Origin of the sequence: Pseudoalteromonas sp. CNAT2-18.1, assembly GCF_022347865.1 — a bacterium.
GTDB lineage: Bacteria > Pseudomonadota > Gammaproteobacteria > Enterobacterales > Alteromonadaceae > Pseudoalteromonas > Pseudoalteromonas ruthenica.
Window position 1 is genome coordinate 68669 of sequence record NZ_JAKRFR010000004.1, and the last position, 17065, is coordinate 85733.

14 protein-coding genes are annotated in these 17065 nt (G+C 48.7%); 11 read left to right on the forward strand and 3 right to left on the reverse strand.

Annotation, left to right across the window (positions count from 1 at the left end):
• Positions 1–6 precede the first annotated feature (6 nt).
• The 9 genes from ispD to MHM94_RS09630 all read left to right on the forward strand — a co-directional run bounded on the left by ispD (position 7) and on the right by MHM94_RS09630 (position 8971).
• Positions 7–735, forward strand: coding sequence for a 2-C-methyl-D-erythritol 4-phosphate cytidylyltransferase (gene ispD / locus MHM94_RS09590; protein WP_053910676.1), 729 nt, complete (start codon positions 7–9; stop codon positions 733–735).
• Positions 732–1211, forward strand: coding sequence for a 2-C-methyl-D-erythritol 2,4-cyclodiphosphate synthase (gene ispF / locus MHM94_RS09595; RefSeq protein WP_235419833.1), 480 nt, complete (start codon positions 732–734; stop codon positions 1209–1211). The genes ispD and ispF overlap by 4 nt, the downstream gene beginning before the upstream one ends.
• A complete protein-coding gene (locus MHM94_RS09600; protein WP_138508972.1) occupies positions 1208–2281 on the forward strand; it encodes a tRNA pseudouridine(13) synthase TruD in 1074 nt (357 codons plus the stop codon). Before ispF ends, MHM94_RS09600 begins: the two co-directional genes overlap by 4 nt.
• Complete coding sequence (gene surE, locus MHM94_RS09605; RefSeq protein WP_045978508.1) at positions 2262–3020, forward strand: 5'/3'-nucleotidase SurE; 759 nt, start codon at positions 2262–2264, stop codon at positions 3018–3020. Before MHM94_RS09600 ends, surE begins: the two co-directional genes overlap by 20 nt.
• Positions 3010–3648, forward strand: a complete 639-nt coding sequence (locus MHM94_RS09610; protein WP_022946465.1) for a protein-L-isoaspartate(D-aspartate) O-methyltransferase — start codon at positions 3010–3012, stop codon at positions 3646–3648. The genes surE and MHM94_RS09610 overlap by 11 nt, the downstream gene beginning before the upstream one ends.
• Positions 3649–3658: 10 nt before the next feature.
• Positions 3659–4237 (forward strand): YqaA family protein, encoded by a 579-nt coding sequence (locus MHM94_RS09615; RefSeq protein WP_045978509.1) that lies wholly within the window; start codon positions 3659–3661, stop codon positions 4235–4237.
• 3 nt (positions 4238–4240) lie between these two features.
• Complete coding sequence (locus MHM94_RS09620) at positions 4241–5089, forward strand: peptidoglycan DD-metalloendopeptidase family protein (RefSeq protein WP_022946467.1); 849 nt, start codon at positions 4241–4243, stop codon at positions 5087–5089.
• Positions 5090–5156: 67 nt separating this feature from the next.
• Positions 5157–6137 carry an RNA polymerase sigma factor RpoS gene (gene rpoS, locus MHM94_RS09625; protein WP_022946468.1) on the forward strand — a complete coding sequence of 327 codons (981 nt, stop codon included), beginning with the start codon at positions 5157–5159 and terminating at the stop codon, positions 6135–6137.
• Positions 6138–6421: 284 nt separating this feature from the next.
• Positions 6422–8971 carry an Ig-like domain-containing protein gene (locus MHM94_RS09630; protein ID WP_235419834.1) on the forward strand — a complete coding sequence of 850 codons (2550 nt, stop codon included), beginning with the start codon at positions 6422–6424 and terminating at the stop codon, positions 8969–8971.
• Between the two features lie 45 nt (positions 8972–9016).
• Here MHM94_RS09630 and mutS read toward each other — a convergent pair whose 3' ends face one another.
• Positions 9017–11596, reverse strand: coding sequence for a DNA mismatch repair protein MutS (gene mutS / locus MHM94_RS09635; RefSeq protein ID WP_152441119.1), 2580 nt, complete (start codon positions 11594–11596; stop codon positions 9017–9019).
• A 24-nt stretch (positions 11597–11620) separates the two neighbouring features.
• Between mutS and MHM94_RS09640 the strand changes: the two genes are divergently transcribed.
• Both MHM94_RS09640 and recA read left to right on the forward strand, forming a co-directional pair.
• Positions 11621–12127 carry a CinA family protein gene (locus tag MHM94_RS09640; protein ID WP_152441118.1) on the forward strand — a complete coding sequence of 169 codons (507 nt, stop codon included), beginning with the start codon at positions 11621–11623 and terminating at the stop codon, positions 12125–12127.
• A gap of 72 nt (positions 12128–12199) precedes the next feature.
• On the forward strand, positions 12200–13249 hold the full coding sequence (recA, locus tag MHM94_RS09645) for a recombinase RecA (RefSeq protein ID WP_152441117.1): 1050 nt from the start codon (positions 12200–12202) through the stop codon (positions 13247–13249).
• A gap of 180 nt (positions 13250–13429) precedes the next feature.
• Here the strand turns inward: recA and MHM94_RS09650 are convergent, their stop codons facing one another.
• Both MHM94_RS09650 and MHM94_RS09655 read right to left on the reverse strand, forming a co-directional pair.
• Entirely contained in the window at positions 13430–15556 is a 2127-nt protein-coding gene (locus MHM94_RS09650; protein WP_152441116.1) for a TonB-dependent siderophore receptor, read from the reverse strand.
• A 163-nt stretch (positions 15557–15719) separates the two neighbouring features.
• Positions 15720–16850, reverse strand: coding sequence for a DcaP family trimeric outer membrane transporter (locus tag MHM94_RS09655; protein ID WP_235419958.1), 1131 nt, complete (start codon positions 16848–16850; stop codon positions 15720–15722).
• Positions 16851–17065 lie beyond the last annotated feature (215 nt).

Here is a 17065-nt window from a genome sequence, read left to right on the forward strand (position 1 = left end):
ATTCATATGACGACACAACCTCGCATTGTTGCCATCGTTCCCGCTGCGGGAGTGGGCTCCCGAATGCAATCAAGCACACCCAAGCAATACATCGAACTGCAGGGCAAGACAGTCTTAGAGCACACCCTGAATAAGCTTATGAAAGTAGGCGAGATCAGCGCCATTAAAGTGGCCATCAGTGCAGCTGATGATTACTTTTCCACGCTCGCCATCAATAAACAGGTTATTAGTACCGTCGCCGGAGGCCGTGAGCGCGCAGACTCGGTGTTGGCGGCGCTGGATGCCATAGAGCAACAAAGCCCTGATTGGGTCTTGGTGCATGATGCGGCACGTCCTTTAGTGTGTGCACATGACATCGAGAATCTGATAGCGCAATGCTGCGCTGCAAAGCAAGGTGGCATTTTGGCCGCCAAGGTGCGCGATACGATAAAGCGCGGGTGCAAGCGCGGCTGCAATAGTGAAGATGATGGCGAGTTTATCGACATGACCATACCGCGAGAGCATTTATACCAAGCGTTGACGCCGCAATTCTTTCCTTATGAGCTTTTGCGCCAAGCGCTGCGCGATGCGCTTGCTGCGGGTGCCAACATTACTGACGAAGCATCAGCCATGGAGTGGGCTGGACATCCGGTACGCTTAATAACCGGACGCAGTGATAATTTCAAAATAACCACGCCAGAAGACTTACAGTTAGCAAACTTTCTTTTGGCCCAACAAGTAACGGAGTTTGTATGATCCGCATTGGTCATGGCTATGATGTACACCGCTTTGGTGGTGAAGGGCCGCTAGTGATTGCCGGCGTGAGCATCGATTATGAGCAAGGCTTTATTGCCCACTCCGATGGCGATGTTGCTATTCATGCCTTATGTGATGCCTTACTTGGGGCGTTGGCATTGGGGGATATCGGCAAACACTTTCCTGATACCAGTGCCGAATTTGCTGGTATTGATAGCCGTATACTGCTGCGCCGGGTGATGCAGGAAGTGAATAAAAAGGGCTATGCGGTGGGCAATGTTGATGTCACTATTGTCGCTCAAGCACCGAAAATGCGCCCTCATATTGATGCTATGCGCCAATGTTTAGCCGATGATTTACAGGTACGCATGGATCAAGTCAATGTTAAGGCAACGACCACTGAAAAGCTCGGTTTCGCAGGGCGCAAAGAAGGGATAGCCAGTCATGCGGTGGCACTGTTGGTCGAATCGTCATGAGTGACGCAGTATCACCCTGGGAGCAGCCTCTAGCTGAGCTAAACTATTTATACGGCAAGCCAAGCGCAAAAGCGCTGTTTAAAGAGCACGCCGAAGACTTTATGGTCGACGAAGAGCTTGGATTTGAGCTCGATGGTGAAGGTGAGCATGTTTGTATTCATATAATCAAACGTGGTGTTAATACACAGGCGGTCGCCAAAGCCATTGCCAAGCTTGCACAGGTGGCTCCCAGAGAAGTGGCTTACGCCGGGCAAAAAGATCGCCAAGGTGTGTGTAGCCAGTGGTTTAGTGTCCCTGTTCCGATAAAAAAGCATATTGACTTCAGTGCCCTAAATGATGAGTCAATATTTGTTACTGAGCAGCAACGCCACGGTCGCCGTTTGCGTCTCGGTTGTCATCGGGGGAATCACTTTAAAATACGCTTGCGTGAGGTCGATGAGCCATTAGCGGTGCTTAGTCGTATTAACGCCGTGCGTCAGGGAGTGCCCAATTACTTTGGTGAGCAACGTTTTGGTCATGGCGGGCATAATCTCACCATGGCGCAGCGGATGTTCCAAGGTGAGCGTATCCGCGATAAAAAGCTGCGCTCGATGGTGATCTCCGCCGCCCGGTCATACATTTTTAATCAGATCGTTAGTTTGCGAGTAGCCGAGCATGGTCTTGCCAAAACCCTGCAACATGAAGTGTTTATGCTCAGTGGCAGTAACGCCTTTTTCACTGATGCCATTACTCCTGAGAACATCACCCGCTTAGTACAAGGTGATATTGAGCTGTCTGCCCCCATGGTGGGTAAGGGTGATAAGGCACTGGTGGCGCAAGAGCGTCAATGGTTGGCACCATTTAATGAGTGGTGCGCGGGGTTGGCGCAATTAGGGCTTAAAGGGGAGCGCCGTATGCTGCGTCTTTACCCTGAAAACTTAACTGTCGCAGCGCCAAGCGAGAATGTCATAGAGCTGAGTTTTAGTCTAAAAAAAGGCTGTTTTGCTACGGCGTTACTCAGAGAGCTGGTTGACTATCGACAAAGTGAGAACAGTATTACAAGGAATCACGATGAGAATATTGCTAAGTAATGATGATGGTGTGCATGCCAAGGGAATAGCCGCTTTATATCAAGCGTTGCAGCAAATTGCTGAGGTTGATGTGGTGGCACCCGATCGAAACTGCAGTGGTGCCAGTAACTCATTGACGTTAATGAACCCACTGCGTGCCCATAAGCTAGATAATGGTTTTATCAGTATCAATGGCACGCCGACCGACTGTGTACACGTTGCTTTGAATGCATTGTTGGAGCAGCAACCGGACTTAGTTGTTGCGGGCGTAAACCATGGTGCTAACTTGGGTGATGACACCCTTTATTCTGGCACAGTTGCCGCCGCCACCGAAGGCCGACACATGGGCTTACCAGCCATTGCTGTGTCGCTTGTAGGACCAGAGTGTGAGCACTTTGAGACGGCAGCACAAGTGACGGTTGATATAATCAAAAAGCTCAAGAGCCATCCATTACCGAAAGACCAAATTATTAATATTAATGTTCCTGATGTGCCTTACCGTGAGCTTAGAGGCATTAAAGTGACGCGATTGGGTGCTCGTCATAAAGCAGAAACCATGACCGCACAGCGTGACCCTTGGGGGCGTAAGGTGTATTGGTATGGCTCGCTTGGCCCTGAACTAGATGCGGGGGCGGGCACTGATTTTGATGCGATTCGTCAAGGCTATGCCGCAGTGACGCCAATGAGTGTGGATATGACCGCTCATGAAAGCATTACTCCCTTGCAGGAATGGCTGTTGGAGTCTGGTGATGATCGGTAATCTGCAACGCAGTGCAAGTTCACTGGCAGAGTTGTTAGCCAAAGAGGGAGTGACTGATCAGCGCGTGCTTGAGGTTATAGCACACACCCCTCGGCATGTATTTATAGATGAGGTGCTAAAACATAAAGCCTATCAGAATACCGCTTTACCAATCGGCCAAGGGCAAACTATTTCGCAACCCTTTATCGTCGCGCAGATGACCGCACTACTGCGCCAGCATGGCGTGAGCTCTAAGGTGTTGGAGATAGGTACCGGTTCTGGTTATCAAAGCGCTATATTGGCACAGCTGTTTGACAAGGTGTATTCGGTAGAGCGTATCAAGGCGTTGCAGTGGCAAGCAAAACGCCGCTTGCATCAGCTTGATTTGTATAACGTCAGCATGAAGCATGGTGACGGTTGGCAAGGCTGGGCATCTCAAGCGCCATTTCAGGGCATTATAGTGACTGCCGCAGCATCCAGTGTTCCCGAGCAGCTGCTCCAGCAGCTTGATGATGGCGGCGTGATGATTGTGCCAATAGGCGATGCTGAACAAAAGCTAATGGTATATACTCGCCATGGAAATCAATTTAATCAACAAGTTATGGCCGATGTACGTTTTGTGCCCTTGGTACCTGGCGACATAATATAAGGAAGTTTTCTTGCAGTTATTTACCCCTTTGTACGATGCCGCCTTGCGTTGGGCTGCTCACCGACATGCTGAGCGCTACTTAGCAGGGATGAGCTTTGCCGAATCGGTATTTTTCCCCGTTCCCCCTGACGTTATGCTGGCACCGATGTGCTTAGCGAAAACTTCACAAGCTTGGCGTTTCGCTATTTTGACCACCTTAGCCTCTGTTATTGGCGGAGTATTAGGTTATCTTCTTGGTTTTTGGTTATTTGAACCCTTAGTTGAACCATTTATCCATTCTATGGGTTGGCAAGATAAATTTGCCCAAGCACTCGCTTGGTTTGAACATTATGGCGTGTGGGTGGTGTTTATAGCTGGCTTCTCGCCGATACCTTATAAGGTCTTTACCATAGGCGCCGGTTTATTGCAGATGGCCTTTTTACCTTTCTTGTTGGCATCGGCAGTAGGCCGAGGTGCACGCTTTTTTCTTGTCGCTGCATTGATGAAGTGGGGAGGGGCGCGTATGGAGCAAAAACTGCGACAATACGTGGAAGTGCTTGGTTGGCTTGTAGTTAGCTTGGCCATCGGTTTATATTTGGTTTACCGCTAAGCTATGCAAGGGCGCTTTATGCAAGTGAAATACACCAGTTTGATAGTACTGGTTTGCTTGTTATTGAGCGCTTGCTCGTCCCGAAATACACCCGCACCGGTTTCTGTCCTAGACACTGGTCGGGCCAAAGTGTCACGAAAAATTCATATCACGGGTGAGCACTATCGTGTGCAAAAAGGCGATACCCTCTACGCCATTGCTTTTAGTGCTAACAAAGATGTCCGGGAAATCGCGCAAATCAATGGTATTAAGCCGCCGTACACTATTTACCCAAAGCAGTTGATTTACATCGAGTCGCAATGGCTAAAAAAGAAAAAGCGAGAAAAATATCGTAACTCGAGTAAAAAGTCTACAAAATCAACACAAAAAAATAACAAAAAATTAAAGAAAGAGGTTGCGAAGCCGATACAACGGGAGTATGTTCGAAAACAACCTAGTAAAAAAACTGTTAGCAAAAAAGTACGTTCTGCTAACAAGTCAGCTCAAACTTTGAGCTGGCAATGGCCAGCACAGGGAAAGGTCACGCAGCGTTTCTCTAACAAAGAAAATGGCTATAAAGGGGTGCAGATAGCCAACCGAACAGGGACTTCTGTTCGCGCTGCCGCCGATGGTGTGGTCGTGTATGCGGGTGATGCGCTACGGGGATACGGTAATTTAATCATAGTGAAACATAACGATGATTATCTTAGTGCGTACGCACACAATTCGCGTTTACTAGTACAGGAAAAACAGGATGTCAAAGCTGGGCAAAAGATTGCCGAGATGGGCAGCTCTGAGTCCCCTGTTACCGCTCTTCGTTTTGAAATCCGGTATCGAGGCAAAGCAGTCAATCCGAGCAAGTACTTACCCTAGCTTTACAAGCACGAAACAGTAGTAAGGTGTTTGGGATTTTTACCGCGCTACACCGGAGGGTACTCTGATGGGTCACACTGCAAAACTTGAAACCACACAAGACAACGCCACTGATACAAATGTTATCGACGAACCAAAGGAAGAACTCCTAGAGCAAGTAGAGGAAAGTAATGCTGAGGAAGAGATCTTTGCCAAGGACGATAATGTTAAAAACCTCGATGCAACGCAACTTTACCTAAGTGAAATTGGCTTTTCGCCGCTGTTAAGCGCCGAGGAAGAAGTCTACTTTGCACGTAAAGCCTTACGTGGCTGCGAAGCATCAAGAAAACGCATGATTGAGAGCAACCTACGCCTGGTTGTGAAAATTGCCCGACGTTACAATAATCGTGGTTTAGCACTACTCGATCTGATTGAGGAAGGTAATCTGGGGCTGATCCGCGCCGTGGAGAAGTTTGACCCAGAGCGCGGTTTTCGCTTTTCAACTTATGCAACATGGTGGATAAGACAAACGATAGAGCGTGCGATAATGAACCAGACACGCACTATTCGCCTACCGATTCACGTGGTTAAAGAGCTTAATGTTTACTTGCGCACGGCCCGTGAACTGACGCAGCAACTGGATCATGAACCAACGGCAGAAGAAATTGCAGAGCGTTTAGACCGACCAGTAGAAGACGTGACTAAAATGTTGCGTTTAAACGAAAAGATTTCTTCCGTTGATACCCCGATTGGTGGTGACAACGATAAAGCATTACTGGACATTATTGCCGATGAGAAGGGCAGTGGTCCCGAAGGGGAAGTGCAAAGTAAAGATATCAACGATCATATCGTGCATTGGCTTGATGAGCTAAACCCTAAACAGCGGGAAGTTTTGGCTCGACGCTTTGGCTTATTAGGATACGAGCCATCCACCCTTGAGGACGTAGGCCGAGAAATTGGCCTCACCCGAGAGCGGGTAAGACAAATTCAAGTGGAGGCATTGCGCCGATTAAAAGATATGCTCCATCACGAAGGGCTTAACACCGAGAGTCTATTTGAACAAATGTAATGACTGATTACCCACAAGCCGCCTTTTAAAGGCGGCTTTTTTATGCACTTAATTAGCAGGGCAACATACAAAAGGCCTCGCAGCCCAAGAGCTTTCCCAGATACTCCAACACTCATTGTTAATGTACCCATTGGTGGTGAGATAAATTCAAGCTCACTGAAGTCTCTTCTGTTGAGATTCGTCGATTGTTAACAATGACTTTGTTTAACACAAAAAATACACAATTGATTAACATGTTTGTTTTGGTTAGTCTGGACCTGATTAAAAAACAAACGAGGTGATTTATGAAATCCAATCGGCGATATATACCTGCTGTGGTGGCAGCATTCATGGCGGCGCCCACTGTGACTTGGGCCTTAGACTGCAGCCCACTGACGGCATGGAATAGCGATGATGCTTATAACAGTGGTGCTCAAGTTGTATACCAAGATAAAGCATATGAAGCGAACTGGTGGACACAAAATCAAGACCCAGCCACTCACTCAGGAGACTGGCAGCAATGGCGTTTACTGGGTCAATGCGATGGTGCCAACCAAACGCCAATAGTCGAGCTTACTTCGCCTCTTAATAATAGTTCTTTTGGTGAAAATGACAGCGTTGTCTTAAAGGCGCAAGCAAGCGACAGTGATGGCAGTGTCAGCGCCGTTGAGTTTTTCATCAATGGAGTTTCACTGGGTGTCGATAGTGCTGCTCCATTTGAGCTAAATTGGCAAGCCTTGGCCGGAGAGCATACTCTGCTCGCTCAGGCGCGAGATGATCAGCAAGGCGAGGGCGTCAGCGCTGAAGTAAAGATTTCGGTGCTTCCCGCTGACGGGAATGCTGCGCCGACAGTGACGTTAACTGCGCCGACGGCGCAAACCCAAGCGCGTAGCGGTGAGCAAGTGACCTTGAGCGCGACTGCCGATGACAGTGATGGTGTTGTTACGGCGGTAGATTTTTATGTTGATCAAGTACAAGTTGGCAGCGATAACAGTGCGCCCTATTCTATACAATGGCAGGCCGAGTCGGGGCTTCATCAGTTTCAAGCCAAAGCCACCGATGATGTCGGTGCCCAGAGTATGAGTGCCAGTGTGCAAGTCAACGTTGATGCTGGCGCAGCTGGCATCTGTCAGGGGACGCCTAGTTATGTTGCAGGCACCAGTTATAGCCAAGGGGACACCGTCGAAAATGTTAATCACGCCTATCGCTGTGACGTCGCTGGTTGGTGCTCTTCAAGTTCGGCTTGGGCATATGAACCTGGAGTCGGCCAGCACTGGCAGGATGCTTGGACCGACCTTGGTATTTGCGCAATTGCTCCGGATATCACCATTACCTCGCCCAGTGCGAATGCCACATTATTACAAGGGCAAAGTACGGTGATTAGCGCCGATGTTAGCGACAGTGACGGCAGCGTCAGTGCGGTTGAGTTCTCTGTTGCAGGCAATGTGATCGCCACAGATACGAGCGCGCCTTACCAAGCGACATGGCAAGTGCAAGGGCTCGGTGAAACGGCGGTGACGGTTGCCGCGAGTGATAATGAAGGCAACCTTAGCGAGCAGTCGGTGCTGGTCACTGTCACTGATCAGCCCTTGGTGGTGAGCTTGAACTCTCCTGCCAGCGGAGAGCAGCTGCGCTTAGGGCAAAGCCTGACACTGGCTGCTGATGCAAGTTCAGCGCTCGGCAGTATTACCGAGGTGAGCTTTGCTGTGAATGGACAAATCGTTGGCAGTGACAGCAGCGCCCCTTATACGTTGAATTATACCCCTGCGAGTTTGGGCCAGTATGCAGTTAGCGCCCTTGCCAATGACTCTCAAGGTAACAGCGCACAAAGCACGGCCGCGACAATTAATGTGATTGACACCCCAGCGGGGAAAAAACACAAGCTCATCGGTTATTGGCATAACTTCGTTAATCCGGCAGGCTGCCCTATTCCCTTGTCCGATATTTCCAGTGCTTGGGATATCATCGATATTGCCTTTGCCGAGAATGACCGCAATGCCACGGGTAAAGTTGTCTTTCACCCCTTTGAAGAGGACATTCGTTCCGATTGTCCGCCGATAGACCCGGTTAAATTTAAGCAAGACATAAAAGATTTACAAGCACAAGGAAAGGTCGTGGTATTGAGTCTTGGCGGCGCCGAAGGCACGATTACCCTAGAGACAGATAGTGACGAGGCGAACTTTGTCGCCAGTTTGACTAACATCATCAATGAATGGGGCTTTGATGGCCTAGATGTCGATTACGAGAGTGGTTCCAACCTAGTTCATGGCTCACAGATCCAAGCGCGGTTAGGGCGTGCCTTGAAGCAAATTGAGCAAAACATCGGGGGCGATATGTATCTTACAATGGCTCCGGAGCACCCTTATGTACATGGGGGCATGGTCGCTTACTCTGGCATTTGGGGGGCGTATATTCCGCTCATTGACGATGTGCGTGATACCCTGGATTTACTCCATGTGCAACTCTACAACAATGGTGGCCTACCTAACCCCTATGAGCCGGGCTCTGCACCTGAGGGGTCGGTCAATATGATGGTCGCGCATGCAAAAATGTTGATAGAAGGGTTTACCCTTGCTAATGGTCAGCAATTTGCGCCGCTGCGTGATGACCAAGTTGCTATCGGTCTGCCGTCTGGGCCGCAATCGGCTAATTCAGGGCAAGCACCCACGCAAAACATTATTGATGCGTTGGATTGCTTAACCAAGGGGCAAGCATGTGGCACCATTACACCCAGTAACCCGTATCCACACTTTGGTGGGGTAATGACCTGGTCGATAAACTGGGATAAGTACGATGGTTACAATTTCTCTGGTCCCATTGGCGATAAGCTCACTCAGATGAACAATGGCCAATAACCCTGAGATATAAAAAAGCCCGCTTAATTGCGGGCTTTATTGTTGCTATAGCAGCTCTTTTAACCGGTATAACAGCTCATGAGCCTGACGTGGGCTTAGATCGTCGGGGTTAATATTACTGAGCTCATTCTCAACCTCACTGGGCTCGGGCTCCGCCAATAAATCCAGCTGCGCTTGTGTGCTCGAGGTGTTGGCGTTAATTGCTGGTTGTTGCTCTAATTGTTTGAGCTTGCGCTTAGCGCTGTTGATCACCGCCTTAGGCACGCCCGCTAATGCTGCGACCTGTAAGCCAAAACTCTTACTTGCAGGGCCTTCTAAGACTTTATGCATAAAGGCAATGGTATCGTTGTGTTCAATGGCATCTAAGTGCACGTTAACTAACCCTGATTCACGCTCGGCAAGCTCTGTGAGCTCGAAGTAATGGGTGGCAAATAAGGTTTTGGCATTAATTTTGTGAGCCAAGTAATCTGCCGTGGCATAGGCAAGCGACAAACCGTCATAGGTACTGGTACCGCGACCAATCTCATCCATTAACACCAGCGAATGGGCTGTGGCATTGTTTAAAATGGTGGCTGTTTCGGTCATCTCAACCATAAAGGTTGAGCGGCCAGAGGCGAGATCGTCGCTGGCACCGATACGGGTGAAAATACGATCGACCAAGCCGATTTTCGCCTGTGCCGCTGGCACAAAGCTGCCAATATGAGCCATTAACACAATCAGTGCCGTTTGGCGCATATAGGTTGATTTACCGCCCATATTCGGGCCGGTGATCATCAACATACGGCGCTGATTATTGAGCTCCACCGGGTTGGCGATAAAGGGATCTGTCATCACCTGCTCAACCACAGGGTGGCGCCCTTCACTGATGACAATGCCGTCGCCTTCGTGCAGCTCGGGTTTCGCGTAGTTAAGCGTTTGCGCGCGCTCTGCTAGGTTATTCAGAACGTCTAATTCACTTAATGCCGCCGCCAATTGTTGCAATGCATCCAGGTGCGGGGCAATGAGGGTGAATAGCTCATCATAGAGCTGCTTTTCCAGCGCCAGCGCTTTAGTTTGGCTACCTAGCACCTTATCTTCGTGCTCTTTGAGCTCGGGGATAATATAGCGCTCGTTATTTTTTAGGGTCTGACGGCGGATATAGTGGCTTGGCACTAAGTGAGAGTTGGCGCGGCTAATATCAATATAAAAGCCATGTACCTTGTTGTAGCCAATCTTCAAAGTACTAATACCGGTGCTCTCGCGCTCCCGCTCTTCCATGGCGGTGAGCACATCGGTGGCCCCTTGCGAGAGGTTACGCCAATGGTCGAGCTCATCGTTGTAACCCTCAGCAATCACTCCACCATCGCGGATCAACACCGGTGGGTTATCAACGATGGCGCGTGTCAGTAATTGAAGTAGTTCATCATTGGGGTGACTGGCGGTGGCAATTTGTTTTATCCGCTGGCACTGACTGGTCGCTAACATATTCTGTAGCTCAGGCAGTTGCTCCAGCGCTGCGCGCAAGCGAGAGAGATCGCGTGGGCGCGCATTGCCTAGCGCTAATCGGGCAACGATACGCTCAACATCGCCTACAGCACGTAGCAGTGGCTGCAACTCCATATGCCAGGCTTGGTCGATGATGGTGCTAATGGCATTAAGGCGAAGGTTGAGCTCCTTGCGACAGCGAATAGGGTTATGAATGCGACGTTTCAATAACCGCGAGCCCATGGGGGTTGCGGTTTTGTCGAGCACGGCCGCGAGGGTGTTTTCCAGACCGCCACTGAGATTTTGCGTCAGCTCAAGGTTTTTGCGGGTGGCGCTGTCGAGTACCACGGCCTGCGTATCTTGCTCGAGACTAATGCCCTTAATATGGGGCAGGGCGGTACGTTGCGTGTCTTTGACATACTGTAATAGGCAGCCAGCGGCAGTCAGTGCTAACTTCGCTTCATGAACACCAAAGCCAATCAAGTCTTGGGTGCCAAATTGCTGACATAGTGCGGTAACGGCAGTATCTAAATCGAATTCCCATTCCGGACGTCGACGAGTGCCTTTAATATGCTCTATAAGCGCCATATCAGCAAAGGTTTCTGGATAGAGTAGTTCGGCCGGGTTAAGGCGTTGCAAAGTGGATTTAAATGCGTCATTGTCAGCACATTCAACGACATTAAAGCGTCCGGAGTTGATATCTAAATAGGCAACGCCAAAACGGCCTTGTGGGTTTTTATACACACTGACTAATAAGTTGTCTTGACGCTCTTTTAATAGCGCTTCGTCGGTGATGGTGCCCGGGGTGACAATACGCACGACTTTGCGCTCAACCGGGCCTTTGCTGGTTGCCGGATCGCCCACTTGTTCGCAAATGGCCACCGATTCACCGAGCTGTACTAGGCGAGCGAGGTAGTTTTCCACCGCATGGTAGGGGACACCAGCCATGGGAATAGGCTCGCCGCCGGCTTTGCCACGATAGGTCTGTGATATATCAAGCAGCTCGGCGGAGCGAATGGCATCATCAAAAAACAGCTCATAAAAATCGCCCATACGGTAAAACAGCAAAATATCGGGATGTTGCGCTTTTATTCGCAGGTATTGCTGCATCATCGGGGTTTGTTGTTTTATATTATCTTCACTGTAGAGATTTGCTGACATGCACGCACTCGAATAAGGATGGTTATGAATTTACAGCACCAGTCAACGAACAATACGAAAACCCTTGCTGCCCAGCTCGGCGCTATTCTAGCGGATAAGCAGATGATGATCACTACCGCTGAATCATGCACCGGGGGTGGTATTGCTTATGCCATTACCGATACCCCCGGCAGCTCGCGCTATTTTGCCGAAGCGATGGTGACTTATTCCAATGAAGCTAAGCACGAGCGCTTGGGCGTGAGCAAGCAAACATTGGCCGATTATGGCGCGGTAAGTGAACAAACCGTGCGTGAAATGGCTATTGGCGCAGCACAAGCCGCAGAGGCTGATGTGGCGGTAGTCACGTCAGGCATTGCCGGTCCTGATGGCGGCAGTGATGATAAACCGGTGGGGCTGGTGTGGTTTGCGGTGTTCTTTAATCAGCAGGTGAGCGTGCAACAGCAGGTATTCACCGGCGATCGCGCGTACGTGCGCGAGCAAGCAATAGTTCATGCTCTGGCGATGACGGTAAAAATTATAGAATCTGCTTGATACTGTAATTCCATACAGTATACTAAGACACATTAAGCCAGCGTGTGGCACAGAACGATTTTGGAGAACAGCATGAACGATAACAAATCAAAAGCCTTAAGTGCAGCGGTTTCGCAAATTGAGCGTCAATTCGGTAAAGGCTCAATTATGAAGCTCGGTGATAGCCAGGCTTTGGATATTGAAGCCATTTCTACCGGCTCACTGGGAATCGATATCGCTCTAGGTATAGGTGGTTTGCCGACCGGGCGTGTTGTTGAAATTTATGGCCCAGAATCGTCAGGTAAAACAACCCTTACATTACAAGTCATTGCTCAAGCTCAGCGCGATGGTAAAACCTGTGCTTTCGTCGATGCCGAGCATGCCCTAGACCCTGTCTACGCCGAAAAGCTGGGTGTTAATGTTGAAGAGCTACTGGTTTCGCAGCCGGATACTGGTGAGCAAGCGTTGGAAATTTGTGACATGCTAGTACGCTCAGGCGCCGTTGATGTGGTCATTGTTGACTCGGTAGCTGCACTGACACCAAAAGCTGAAATTGAAGGCGAAATGGGTGACAGCCACGTTGGCTTGCAAGCACGTTTAATGTCACAGGCGCTGCGTAAGTTAACGGCAAATATCAAACGCTCAAACACCTTATGTGTGTTTATCAACCAAATCCGTATGAAGATTGGTGTGATGTTTGGTAACCCTGAAACCACCACCGGTGGTAATGCCCTGAAGTTCTACTCGTCTGTACGTTTAGACATTCGCCGTATTGGTTCAGTGAAAGACGGTGATGAAGTGATCGGCAACGAGACCCGCGTCAAAGTAGTGAAAAACAAAGTGGCGCCGCCATTTAAGCAAGCCGAGTTTATCATCATGTATGGTGAAGGTATCTCCAAAGAGGGTGAGCTGATTGATTTAGGTGTGAAGCACAAGCTCATTGAAAAGTCTGGTGCTTGGTATAGCTACAACGGCTCTAAAGTCGGCCAAGGTAAATCTAACTCTATTAAGTTCTTAAAAGAGAATGTTGAGATTGCCAATGAGATTGAAGGTAAGCTACGGGAAATGTTGCTGCTTAAAGCAACCATTAAACCTGAAGACGGTGAAACCAACCTGCTAGCTGCTGAAGCGCAGAGCGAGTAAGACAGCAAAGCACTGAATAAGAGTAAGCGAAACCAGCCTAAGGGCTGGTTTTTTTATGGCTGGAGTTTCATCGCTAGCACACCTGCCATAATTTTTAGCCAGACTTTAAGACTAATAACCAGGCATAAAAAAACGCCAAACACAGAGTTTGGCGTTCTACTGTTTAACTAAGACAGGGAATTAAAGCTGCCAGTTAATAGAGAAGGCATAGTGACGCGGTGCACCGTAATAGCCCTGGGCCCAGTAAAGGCTGTGCAGGTACTTTTCATCGGTCACGTTGTTAATATTAAAGGTTGCACTGATGCGCTCAGTCACTTGGTAAGTGGCCACTAAATCAAGTAGGCCATACGCACCTTGTGTCGTCACTGTAGGAATAGTGCCATTGCTTTGCACTCGTGACGTTTTGGCTTGCCAGCGATAATTGGCACCAAAGCTTAAACCCTCAATTACAGGGACCTGATAATTCAGCGCCACTTTAACTTGGTCTTCTGGGGTGTAATCACGAACTAGCTTACCTTCATTGACGTCATCACCGGCTTCAATATCTACATGGCTGTAGCTGAAGCTAGCACTTAAGTCATCAGTGAGACGACCACTGAGTTCAAGCTCGTAGCCATCGCTATTGATCCCTTCAGCAGCGTAGTAAACCGTGTTGTCAGGAGTTGAAAGAGCGGTGTCAGGCAAGGCAATACCATCTTGCAAAGCATCGAAAATAGCAAAAGTGGCAAACAACTGACCATCTAGCAACTGTGCTTTAATCCCCAGCTCTTTACTCTCACCGGTGATTGGGTCTAAAGCCATGCCGGTTTGATCTTGCTCTGATTGTGGCGCAAAGGTTTCAGTGTAGCTGGCATACACGGTGTAATTCTCTGCAAAGTCGTAGACAGCACCAATATAAGGAATAAACTCTTCTGAGCTGTTCACTTTGGAATTACCGTAAGATAGGCCCTCAGAATCCCACTCGGTATAACGACCGCCAGCAAGAATGGCTAAAGGCTCAGTGATTTTGAAGCGTGCCGACGCGTAAGCAGATTTTTGGTCAGCCTCGACTTTAGAGCCGTTGTAAGCATCCTCGAGTGTTGGAATAGGTGCGTTACCTTCAAAGTCCTCCAGTGGTGGCATCGCCGGGAAGCCATTGCCTGTGGTGTAGTCGTAAAGTGAACTATCTTGGTAGTTCATATCGGCGCTACTGACACCAAACACTAAGTTATGAGTTTGTCCAAACAGTGAGAAATCACCTGTGGCGTATAGATCATAAAGGTTTTGCTGATCTTTATAGTCGTATTCACTGGCGTAGCCGGTTAATCCCAGCCCGGTTTCAGCATTTGGGGTGCCGTAGACATAAAATAACTCGGAGTCTTGCTCATTGGTCATGTGCGCGTAGCGAGCGCGTATAAACCAAGAGGTTCCCAAACTTTGCTCAAGCTCAACAAAAATATGTTCGTTATCGTTATTCCAATAAGACCAATCAGCGGCCGTGCTTGTGGATACGTCGAAGTCAGTCGCCGTGCCATCATCATAAAACAGTGGCAAGGCACCCCAAAGAGGGCTATCGGCATCTTTTGACTGACGAATATAATTCACTGATACCTTAGTGCTGTCAGTGAGCTGGCCTTCATAGGCGATATAACCCAAGGTTAAATCTGTGGCGTAGCGGTCCAAGTAGGAGTCTGAACGCTGCTTAGTGACCACTGCGCGCATTGCGTGGTTATCAGTTAAGGCGCCAGAAACATCCACCTCTAAACGGTTTTTATTCCACGAGCCAACAGATGCAGAGGCGCTGGCTTGAGTCGTATAGGTAGGCTTTTTCAGGACCATGTTAACGGTCGCTGCAGGAGTCCCCGCGCCAGTCATAATACCGTTGGCACCACGGACAATCTCAATGCGATCGTAAATAGAGGTATCAAGGGTACCATGCACATCACCACCATCTTGAGGGATACCTAAACCATCAACTTGGAAGTTGGTGATATCAAAACCACGGGCTTTAAAGTAAGTACGGTCTGTTTCGATTTGCTCAACAGTGACACCCGGCGTTGACTCTAATACAGCGTTAATATCGTCCAGTGAAAAGTCATCCATTAATGCACGAGACACCACAGAGATAGACTGAGGCGTTTCTTTAATGGTGATGCCGAGTTTAGAAGCCGAGTCCGCTTGTTCGGTGATGTAGTTTTTATGGTGCTGACCATACACGGAAACACGTTCAATATCTTTGTCTTTTGCTTGCTCAGCAAAAGCTGAAGTACTCAGGGCAACGGCGCAAAGCGTTGCTATTTTACTTAAAGTAAAGCTTTTCTTAGACATAATCTTTTAGCACAGAGAGTTAAAAATCGTGCATAGACTAATCTAAGTGAGAATGATTTGCAAACACACTTTTGTTGCGAAAAATAAAAAGCCGCTCTCAATAAGCGGCCAAAAGTCATCCAATGTCTGCAGAGCAAGGCTCTCGTTTAAAGTTTAAGCCCTACTAAAACGCATATTTTGCAGAAAACTGTAAGCGGTCTAAATCACCATCGGCGCCGCTTTCGGTTTCTCGCTCTGCATGTTTAAACTCAACTCCGAAGGTGAGTTTCTTAACCGGCGAGTACAGTAAGTTGGCACTGTAACTGACGCTGCTTTCGGTAGGGTCGCCACTGAAGGCGAGTAAATCGGTATTGTTATCAGCGCTGAAGAACGAATAAAGGAAAGTCGATCTGAAGTGATTATTCCAATGGTGTTGATAGCCAATAAACCCTGAGGTTGAGTCAATCGCATCAAGTTCATCACCATCGAATACCGCACCATGGGCGACGTTAAGGCCGACATAACGACCCAATCCTTTGCCTTGAGTCAGCATAAACTTAAGGTTGTCAGAGCCGAGATTCACGCGCCCTGCAACACTTACCCCAAATGAGGTTTCGTCTTCATCAAAGCCGTTTTGCTTGTATGTTAGCTGACGCGCCAACGCAGTAACAGCAATATGGCCCCAGTCCGCTTTGTGATTATAGCGGGCAGTGAAATCAGGCATGCTGGCATCGTCGGTTTCTACTCGAGCACCATTGACGGTGATAGAACTTTCTGGGTTTTCGGCCGAAAATGCCCAATTACCAACGCTATAACGGACTTGTGCCTGACGAGCGAACACCGTGCCCTCCGCTGGGCCAACGAAATCAAGTGTTTCTGGCAACGCGCTGACGTTTTGGAAATTAGACCATGCTTGACCAAATAACCAGCCATCGTAGGTAATAAAGGCTTGGCGTAGACGCGGTGAGTAGGAGTTGGTGACACGTTCGTTGCCTCCAACAGAGCCGATAAAATCTAGCTCGATTTTAGTTTTTACTGTTTTACCGTTACTCACTTTGGTACTGGTACCAAAATTAAAACGAGATTGTCGGGCATGCATATCAAATACTGCATCGGTATCTGCGTCTGGCCCGACGGGGGTGGTACTGGGAACATAAAAGTCACGGCCAATACTGTCGCCAGAAATGGTGCCAGCGGAGTAATCACTCCACATGGCATCAACTTTGACGTAGCCGCCATAGCTAATATCGGTGTCGCCAATCGTGGCCGCGTGAGCACTACCCACTACCGAGCCAAGCGCAGCGCACACCGCCATAAAGGTTGTTGTTAGTCGTTTTTGTGTTGTCATAATGAAGTTGTCCTGTTGCAAGCTAGCTATGAAAACATGGTCGTTGCCATGATTTTGAGCAATTACCTATTGGTCTTACGACTAAGGTATAGCCGAACTCTGAGTATGTGGTTAGTTAACTTGCTGAGTGTAGGCAGGTTTGTGGCCAATTTGTGGGATTTCATACTAAGGTCTAATACTGA